The 7,840-nt window shown below is 61.8% G+C and carries 9 protein-coding genes; 3 read left to right on the top strand and 6 right to left on the bottom strand.

Going from position 1 to position 7,840, the window contains the following annotated elements:
• Nucleotides 1–167: 167 nt before the first annotated feature.
• From EN939_RS13060 to EN939_RS13050, 3 genes are all read right to left on the bottom strand, one after another.
• Complete coding sequence (locus EN939_RS13060) at nt 168–467, bottom strand: DUF982 domain-containing protein (protein ID WP_127268340.1); 300 nt, start codon at nt 465–467, stop codon at nt 168–170.
• Between the two features lie 43 nt (nt 468–510).
• Nucleotides 511–966: a hypothetical protein gene (locus tag EN939_RS13055; protein ID WP_127268339.1), complete on the bottom strand. Its 456-nt coding sequence runs from the start codon at nt 964–966 to the stop codon at nt 511–513.
• 68 nt (nt 967–1,034) lie between these two features.
• Complete coding sequence (locus EN939_RS13050; protein WP_127268343.1) at nt 1,035–1,523, bottom strand: Hsp20 family protein; 489 nt, start codon at nt 1,521–1,523, stop codon at nt 1,035–1,037.
• 223 nt (nt 1,524–1,746) lie between these two features.
• On the opposite strand from EN939_RS13050, the gene EN939_RS13045 reads away from it, so the two are divergent.
• The 3 genes from EN939_RS13045 to EN939_RS13035 all read left to right on the top strand — a co-directional run bounded on the left by EN939_RS13045 (nt 1,747) and on the right by EN939_RS13035 (nt 3,528).
• Entirely contained in the window at nt 1,747–2,178 is a 432-nt protein-coding gene (locus EN939_RS13045) for a cupin domain-containing protein (protein ID WP_127268342.1), read from the top strand.
• Nucleotides 2,179–2,263: 85 nt separating this feature from the next.
• The gene (locus EN939_RS13040) at nt 2,264–3,034 is read left to right on the top strand and encodes a copper homeostasis protein CutC (RefSeq protein ID WP_127268341.1); all 771 of its coding nucleotides are present in this window, start codon (nt 2,264–2,266) and stop codon (nt 3,032–3,034) included.
• A complete protein-coding gene (locus EN939_RS13035; RefSeq protein ID WP_127268338.1) occupies nt 3,031–3,528 on the top strand; it encodes a GNAT family N-acetyltransferase in 498 nt (165 codons plus the stop codon). Before EN939_RS13040 ends, EN939_RS13035 begins: the two co-directional genes overlap by 4 nt.
• A gap of 42 nt (nt 3,529–3,570) precedes the next feature.
• Here EN939_RS13035 and EN939_RS13030 read toward each other — a convergent pair whose 3' ends face one another.
• The 3 genes from EN939_RS13030 to EN939_RS13020 all read right to left on the bottom strand — a co-directional run.
• Nucleotides 3,571–4,593, bottom strand: a complete 1,023-nt coding sequence (locus EN939_RS13030; protein WP_127268337.1) for an acyltransferase family protein — start codon at nt 4,591–4,593, stop codon at nt 3,571–3,573.
• Between the two features lie 269 nt (nt 4,594–4,862).
• Nucleotides 4,863–5,660 (bottom strand): FAD binding domain-containing protein, encoded by a 798-nt coding sequence (locus EN939_RS13025; protein ID WP_127268336.1) that lies wholly within the window; start codon nt 5,658–5,660, stop codon nt 4,863–4,865.
• Nucleotides 5,661–5,745: 85 nt separating this feature from the next.
• Nucleotides 5,746–7,840: xanthine dehydrogenase family protein molybdopterin-binding subunit (locus tag EN939_RS13020; protein WP_164750974.1), on the bottom strand; the 2,095-nt coding region annotated here is incomplete at its 5' end.

Raw genomic sequence — 7,840 nt, 5'->3', positions numbered from 1 at the left:
GACTGTTGCGAGGCTGACCTAGCCAGTCGCCAAAAACCGCACCAGGAGTTCGAACAAACGATCGAGCCGCCCCGCTACAAGGTGAACTGGTAGGACAGATCACCTTGTAGCGATGTGAAAACGACGATGCAGGCCCGGCCATCCTGGTAGCGCCGCCCCTATCAAGGCTAAGCGGTAACCCCACCGCGACCTGACCTTGTGCCGTCCATCCAAGGAAACTGAGCAAGCGGGTCCTGCAGGATCTTGACGGATCTTGCGAAGCCGGCGACGGCATCGCGCGCCACCGTCAGCGGAACCTGGCCGTCGTGAGCACGCTGGCAGGCTCGAAAGGCCGTCTCGAAAATCGGACCCCGCCGTTCCCTTGGCCACTCGTCAAAGAAGTCGAACGCGTCGTCGAGGCACCCTATTTCTTGAATGAACTCGCCATTCTTGACCAGGACCGGTTGGTCGAACGTCCTGTCACTCATGTAATCCTCCATTCGGCACGGTGGGTTGTTGTGGTTCGGGAAATCATGCGATTGCATGCTCCGGCTCGGCCAACATGCCGCCACCTCCACGCCCGGGCGGCACCGTTGCAAAGGCCGGGATTGGCGGCGGATCATCGTCGTCATCTCGCCAGGGGTGCCGCATCCAACCGAGACGGCTCTTCCTGCGGCGCCGGTCGAAAGACAGGCTGACGGCTGACGGCAACATTGAAAAACGCGGTTCCCGCCCGGATTCGTCCAGGAGGTGGAGCGCGCGGAGTATGTCACTGACTTCAACGATGGCGCCGTTGTCCAATTGCCGCAACGCGGGATTGTCAGGAACCGCATGAACGTCGGAAGCCCAGAAAGCGAGCAAAGCCCGCTTTGCACCGATCGTCATCGTCTCCTCGTTCAGCACATCATCCGGCGTCCGCAACTCAGCGGATTCCGCGGCAAGATATTTCGGTTCAGGTTGGTGAAAACTGTAGGCTTCGGTTCTCATCTCCATTCTCCGCGAACTGTGCCTCCCGGCCGAACCGGGAGGCGGACCGTAGATCCAGGTTCCAGGAATCAGGCGACCTCGCGCTGGGGCTCCGCATCCGAATCGATCAACTGCTTCTTGCCGGGTTGCTCGAGCGAAACCGCTTTGGCTTCGGACCCTATCTCAATGCGCCGAGGCTTGAGTTCCTCGGGCACTTCGCGGATCAGGTCCACCGACAGCAAGCCATTCTCGAGGTTGGCCGCCTTGACCTTTACATGGTCGGCAAGTTTGAACACCTGCTTGAAGTTGCCCGTCGCCAAGCCGCGATGAAGGACCTCCCGATTTTCCTGGTCGGGTTTCCTTTGGCCGATGACAGACAATTCGGGGCCGTTTTGCATGAGTTCGACCTCATCGAGAGCGAAGCCGGCGATAGCCATCGTAATGCGATAGTCGTTCTCGCCAATCTTCTCGATATTGTAGGGAGGCCAGTCAGAGCGCACGCTTTTTTCGAGCATATCGAAGAGACGGTCGAAGCCGACCGTTGTGCGGTAAAGAGGGGTATAATCAGAACTTCTCATAGCCATATCCTCCGTGAAGCAACATGGGTTACGAGGCTGTCGCAGCGCCGCTGCGACGCCAGTATGTCGAGCCGAAGCCTCGACGGAAAACGATCTGGTAATCGTGTTTTTTTCCTTCAAGAGGGACGTCAAAAATATTTTTGGCCGGCAGGCAGGTGCCCAAGGCGCTGCCTTGCGTGCTGCTGGCCACTGCGCGATGTTGACGCCAGGGGTGGAGCGAATCATGCGAAAAATTTTGATGTCCGGACTGCTGCTCGCGGTGGCCTTTTCCGCGAACCCGGCCCGCGCGCTGGACAGCAGCGGCACGCCTGTCGTCGTGACACCTCTTGCGTCGCGCACGACGACCGCGTCCGGCCAACCGATCACGTTGCCGCAGAAGAGCGTGCAGGTGCTGGTCTCGACCTACGACATCGCGTCGGGCGCGACCTTGCCGGTCCACAGGCACCCCTTTCCGCGCTACGCCTATGTCCAGGCCGGCACGCTGAAGGTCACCAATGTCGAGACCGGCATCAGCAACACCTACAAGGCTGGCGATTTCATCATCGAAATGATCGGCCAGTGGCATCAGGCCACCAATATCGGGGATGTCGAGGTGAAGCTTCTTGTGATCGATCAGGTCGAGCAAGGCGCGAAGAATACGGAATTGCGCCAATAACCGCTAAGTCCGTGCCCGAAGGCGGAAGGCTGTTCGCGCTTTCGCTGCGACCGGCCCGGTGCTAGGGCTGGCGGGAAATCATGGACTGGATCGCCCCTTGACCAAAGCTCTCCGCCTTCCGCTGATCGAAATCTGTGTCGAAGGCATTGACGGCCTTCTCGCGGCGCAAGCCGCCGGCGCCGACCGGGTCGAACTATGCGCCAGCCTCATCGAAGGCGGTATCACGCCGAGCCTCGGCACGGTCCGCGCCGCCCTCGAGCAGGCAAGTGTGCCGTTTCACGTCATGGTGCGGCCACGCGGCGGCGATTTTCTCTACAGTGAGACCGAATATGCCTCGATGCTGGCCGATGTCTCGGCATTGCGCGAACTCGGCGTGCCCGGCGTGGTGTTTGGCTGCCTGAACGCCGATGGCACCATGGACGAGGCGCGCATGAGCGAACTGACGCAGGCGGCCGGCCCCTTGAACGTCACCTGTCATCGCGCCTTCGACATGACGCGCGACCCGGCCGAGGCGCTCGAATCGCTGATCCGCAGCAAGGTCGGCCGCGTGCTGACCAGCGGCCAGCGTGACACTGCTATCGAAGGCTTGCCGCTGTTGGCGGATCTGGTGCGGCAGGCCGGCGAGCGCATCGTCATCCTCGGCTGCGGCGGACTGGATTTGCACAACATTGCCGAAGTGCGCAGCAAAACCGGCCTGTCCGAAATGCATTTTGCCGCCCTCAAGGATGTGCCGAGTGCCATGGACTACCGCAATCCCCATGTCGGCATGGGTGGTTCCGATCTCGATCGCGAATACCGCAACACGCTCACCGACACATCACTGGTGGCGGCAACGATCGCGGCAGCCAAGGCATGACCTCGACCCCTGCCCCGATAGCCCGTGTATCGGCCGCAGACGAAGCGGCGATCCTGGCGCTCAACAACGAGCATGCCGCAGAACTGTCGTGGCTGGAGGCTGAGCGGCTGTCCTTCCTGCTTGGCGAAGCGTTTTACACCAGGCGCATCGGCGATCTCGAAGCCTTCATCATGACCTTCGACCAGGACGCCCGCTACGACAGCCCGAATTTCCTCTGGTTTCGCGAACGCTACGAGCGCTTCGTCTATGTCGACCGGGTTGTCGTGGCGGCGCACGCGCGCGGCCGAGGCCATGCCCGCCGGCTCTATCAGGATCTGTTCGGCCATGTTGAGCGCGCCGGCTACAATCTGGTCACCTGCGAAGTCAACACCGACCCGCCGAACCCTGCCTCGGATGTCTTTCACGCCGCCCTTGGCTTCACTGAGGCCGGCGACGCAGTGATCCATGGCGGTAAGAAAGCAGTGCGCTATTACGTCAGATCGCTGCAGGCATAGAGAGGGCGGGCGCGCCGCAAGACGGCCTGAACGCCCTGTTGCTCACCAGTTGCGGTTGAGCCATTCGCGCGCCGGGCGCTCGATGAGGTAGTAGCTGCAGGCCGCACAAGCGAAGACTGCGGCTAGCATCGGCATCGGCATGACGCCTTGCTCATAGACGAATTTGTAGAACGGCTGCTGCCACAGATAGAGCGAGTACGACCACAGACCCAGCGTCGCCATCGGCCAGGAGGACAGCAATCCGGAAATATACCGTGGGCTGAAATCGAGTGCGTTGACGGCCAGAGCCAGCAGCGGCACCGCGAAGAGATAGTGGATCGGCGTCGGCACCTGATCCAGGAACAGGACAACGGCACAGAACGTCGCCACCAGGGCCACATGCTTGCCTCTCAAAAACGCCGGCAGCATGCCGTCGGCCTTCAGCAGGCAGATCGAAGCCGACAGCAGGATCGACGCGATGTGCACGTCGGTGCGCCAATAGGTGGTTTCGTAGTCCATCCCGAAGACCCAGTACGAAACCGCGCCATTGGCCATGGCCAGCAAGGCCAGCGCCAGGAGCAGCACAACCACGCGAGAGCGACTTGAGACGATGACGCTGATCAGCGCCAGGATGATGTAGGCGTGCTCCTCGATGCAGAGCGACCAGATATGGTCGAGCGCCCCTGCCCGCGTCACGAGAATGCCGGCATAGTTGTAGGTGAATGTCAGCGCCGTCAGCGCCGCCTTCCATTTGAAGGCGATGAATGTGCCGGACAGCGCAATCATCGCGACGACTACGAAGACCAGAAGAGCCGGATAGATGCGGGAGAAGCGGCGTTTGAAGAATTTTTTCAGCGGGTAGCGTTCGATGAACAGGATCTCGCCCATCAGCCGGCCGCTGAGCACGAAAAAGAATTCGACGCCCAGCACGCCAAGATTGATTCCCGGAACCGGAAAGAAATGGCCGATCAGCACCAGTGCGATCGAAAGCCCGCGCCAGCCGTCGAGATAGGCCAGTCTTGTTCTGGTTGATCTGTCGGCGGCGGATCGGGACGGAACGACATGCGTCGCGGAAATGTCGGTCATGCCGATCCTCTCGCAAATAGGCATGCGAAAGGGCACGACATTTCGAACCCGGCTCGCATTCCCGCCCAAATCCATATTGCAGTGCAATATGGATTTGTGCAAGTGCGAGATTGCCGCCGGTGCAGTTCCAGGTGAAGTGTCGGCGGAAGAAATTGCTCAGGCAAACGATTGGTGCGGGGGCGATTCCATCAAAAGTTTGGGCAACTACAGGTCGCCACAAAAGGAAAAGGGGCCGCATGACCCCTTCTCCGTGTCCACAACGGATCGTGTCAGGCGTTGGCGGCAGCCACCGCGCGCTTGGCCATCACCGTGATCAGATTGGCGCGATAGTCGGCCGAGGCGTGGATGTCGGTCATCAAATTCTTCGCCGGCACTTTCACCCCTTCGAGTGCCGAGGCCGCAAAATTCTTGGCCAATGCTGCCTCGATCTCCTTCGAACGAAAAACGCCGTCGTCGCCGGCACCGGTGACGGCGACGCTGACGCCATCCTTGCCCTTGGCCACGAACACGCCGACGATGGCGTAGCGCGATGCCGGATTGCGGAATTTTTCATAGGCCGCCTTGGCCGGCGCGGTGAAGGTGACGGCGGTGACGATTTCGCCGTCCTTCAACGAGGTCTCGAACAGGCCCTTGAAGAACTTGTCGGCAGCGATCTCGCGCTTGTTGGTGATGATGGTGGCGCCCAGCGCCAGCAGCGCCGCCGGATAATCGGCCGCCGGATCGTTGTTGGCGATCGAGCCGCCGATCGTTCCCTTGTGGCGCACCGCCGGATCGCCGATCAGCGATGCCAGATGGGAAAGCGCCGGACAGGCCTTCTTCAGCTTCTCGTCATTGGCAACAGCATTATGCGTGGTGGCAGCGCCGATGGTGACGGTCTTGCCCGACACCGTGACGCCCTGCAGCTCCGTGATCCGCGACAGGTCGACAAGGTCGGACGGCGCGGCAAGCCGCGTCTTCATCGCCGGGATCAGCGTCATACCGCCCGAAAGCAGCTTGGCGTCGCCGGTCTTGATCAGCTTGGCGGCATCGGCGACCGAGGCGGCGCGATGATAGTTGACTGCGTACATTTGTCTTTCTCCCCTGGGTGAAAGAGCGAGCAGGAAGTAGCGAACATTCTCTTCCCTATTCGCTACCCCTATTCGCCATTCGCGTTCAATGTTTCGTCGCGCGGATCGCGGCCCACACGGTGGACGGCGAAGCCGGCATGGCAAGATCGTTGCTGCCGATGGCGTCGGTGATAGCGTTGATCACCGCCGGCGGCGAGCCGATCGCGCCGGCCTCGCCGCAACCCTTGATCCCCAACGGATTGCCCGGGCAAGGCGTGTTCGAGGTCGAGACCTTGAACGACGGCAGATCGCCGGCGCGCGGCATGGTGTAGTCCATGTAGCTCGCGGTCAGCAATTGTCCGCTGTTGTCGTAATGGGCGCCTTCGAGCAGTGCCTGGCCAATGCCTTGCGCCAGCCCGCCATGCACCTGGCCCTCGACGATCATCGGATTGATGATGTTGCCGAAATCGTCGGCGGCGACGAACTGGACGATCTCGGTCACGCCGGTTTCCGGGTCGACCTCGACCTCGCAGATATAGCAGCCCGCCGGGAAGGTGAAATTCGACGGATCGTAGAACGCCGTCTCCTTGAGCCCGGGCTCCATGCCGCCCGGCAGGTTGTGGGCAGTGTAGGCGGCCAGCGCCATCTGGAACCACGGCACGTTCTTGTCGGTGCCGGCCACCTTCAGCGCGCCGTTCTCGATGATGATGTCGCCTTCGTCGGCCTCGAGCAGGTGCGCCGCGATCTTCTTGGCCTTGGCCTCTACCTTGTCGAGCGCCTTGACGATGGCTGACATCCCGACCGCACCCGAGCGCGAGCCATAGGTGCCCATGCCCATCTGCACCTTGTCGGTATCGCCATGCACGATCGAGACCGAATCGAGCGGCACGCCGAAGCGCTCATTGACCAGTTGCGCGAAGGTCGTCTCATGGCCCTGGCCGTGGCTGTGAGAGCCGGTCAGCACCTCGATCGTGCCGACCGCGTTGACGCGCACTTCCGCCGATTCCCAAAGGCCGACACCGGCGCCGAGCGAGCCGACGGCCGCAGACGGCGCGATGCCGCAGGCCTCGATGTAGCAGCTCATGCCGATGCCGCGCAGCAGCCCCTTGTTGGCGGCGGCGGCCTTGCGCTTGGCGAAGCCGGCATAATCCGACGCCTGCATTGCCGCATCGAGCGAAGCGGCATAGTCGCCGGCGTCATAGCACATGATGACCGGCGTCTGATGCGGAAACGAGGTGACGAAGTTCTTGCGCCGCAACTCAGCCGGCGAAACGCCGAACTGGCGGGCCGCCGTCTCCATCATACGCTCCATGACGAAGGTCGCTTCCGGCCGCCCTGCCCCGCGATAGGCATCGACGGGCGCGGTGTTGGTGTAGATCGCCTTCACATTGGCGTGGATGGCCGGGATGTTGTACTGGCCCGACAGCAGAGTCGCATAGAGATAGGTCGGCGTCGCCGATGAAAACAGCGACATGTAGGCGCCGAGATTGGCTTGGGTTTCCACCTTCAGGCCGAGGATCCTGTGGTCCTTGTCGAAGGCCATTTCAGCATGGGTGTGATGGTCGCGGCCATGCGCATCGGTCAGAAAACTCTCGGTCCGGTCGGCCACCCATTTGACCGGCACGCCGGTCTTCTTCGACGCCCACAGGCAGACGATCTCTTCGGGATAGATGTAGATCTTCGAGCCGAAGCCGCCGCCGACATCGGGCGCGATCACGCGCAGCTTGTTTTCCGGCGCGACATTGTAGAAGGCGCTCATCACCAGCCGCGCCACATGCGGGTTCTGCGAGGTCGTCCAGCAGGTATAGTGATCCTCGGCCTTGTCGTAATGGCCAAGTGCGGCGCGCGGCTCCATGGCATTGGGCACCAGCCGGTTGTTGATGATGTCCATCTTGACGACATGGGCTGCCTTCCCGAAAGCCGCCGCGGTGTCGTCGGCATTGCCGATGTCCCAGTCGAAGATCAGATTGTTGTCCGCTTCGGGGTGGATTTGCGGCGCACCCTTGTCCATCGCCTTGGAGGCATCGACGACGGCCTTCAGCTCCTTGTAGGTGATCTCGACCGCCTCGGCGGCGTCGCGCGCCTGCCCCTTGGTCTCGGCGACGACGATGACGACGGCGTCGCCGACATAACGGACCCGGTCGAAGGCGAGTGGCGACCACGCTCCCATCTTCATCGGCGAGCCGTCCTTGGAGTGGATC

The sequence above is a fragment of the Mesorhizobium sp. M7A.F.Ca.CA.002.05.1.1 genome (assembly GCF_003998335.1).
In the GTDB taxonomy this organism is placed as follows: Bacteria; Pseudomonadota; Alphaproteobacteria; order Rhizobiales; family Rhizobiaceae; genus Mesorhizobium.
The sequence above is the reverse complement of the archived record's forward strand: the minus strand, read 5'-3'. Positions and strand labels throughout refer to the sequence as shown.

Excerpts from the sequence above, each read along its gene's own strand:
- EN939_RS13045 (WP_127268342.1), top strand. The coding sequence starts at position 1,747 with ATGCGAAAAATTTTGATGTCCGGACTGCTGCTCGCGGTGGCCTTTTCC.
- EN939_RS13060 (WP_127268340.1), bottom strand. The coding sequence starts at position 467 with ATGAGTGACAGGACGTTCGACCAACCGGTCCTGGTCAAGAATGGCGAG.
- EN939_RS13050 (WP_127268343.1), bottom strand. The coding sequence starts at position 1,523 with ATGAGAAGTTCTGATTATACCCCTCTTTACCGCACAACGGTCGGCTTC.
- EN939_RS13025 (WP_127268336.1), bottom strand. The coding sequence starts at position 5,660 with ATGTACGCAGTCAACTATCATCGCGCCGCCTCGGTCGCCGATGCCGCC.
- EN939_RS13030 (WP_127268337.1), bottom strand. The coding sequence starts at position 4,593 with ATGACCGACATTTCCGCGACGCATGTCGTTCCGTCCCGATCCGCCGCC.
- EN939_RS13055 (WP_127268339.1), bottom strand. The coding sequence starts at position 966 with ATGAGAACCGAAGCCTACAGTTTTCACCAACCTGAACCGAAATATCTT.
- EN939_RS13035 (WP_127268338.1), top strand. The coding sequence starts at position 3,031 with ATGACCTCGACCCCTGCCCCGATAGCCCGTGTATCGGCCGCAGACGAA.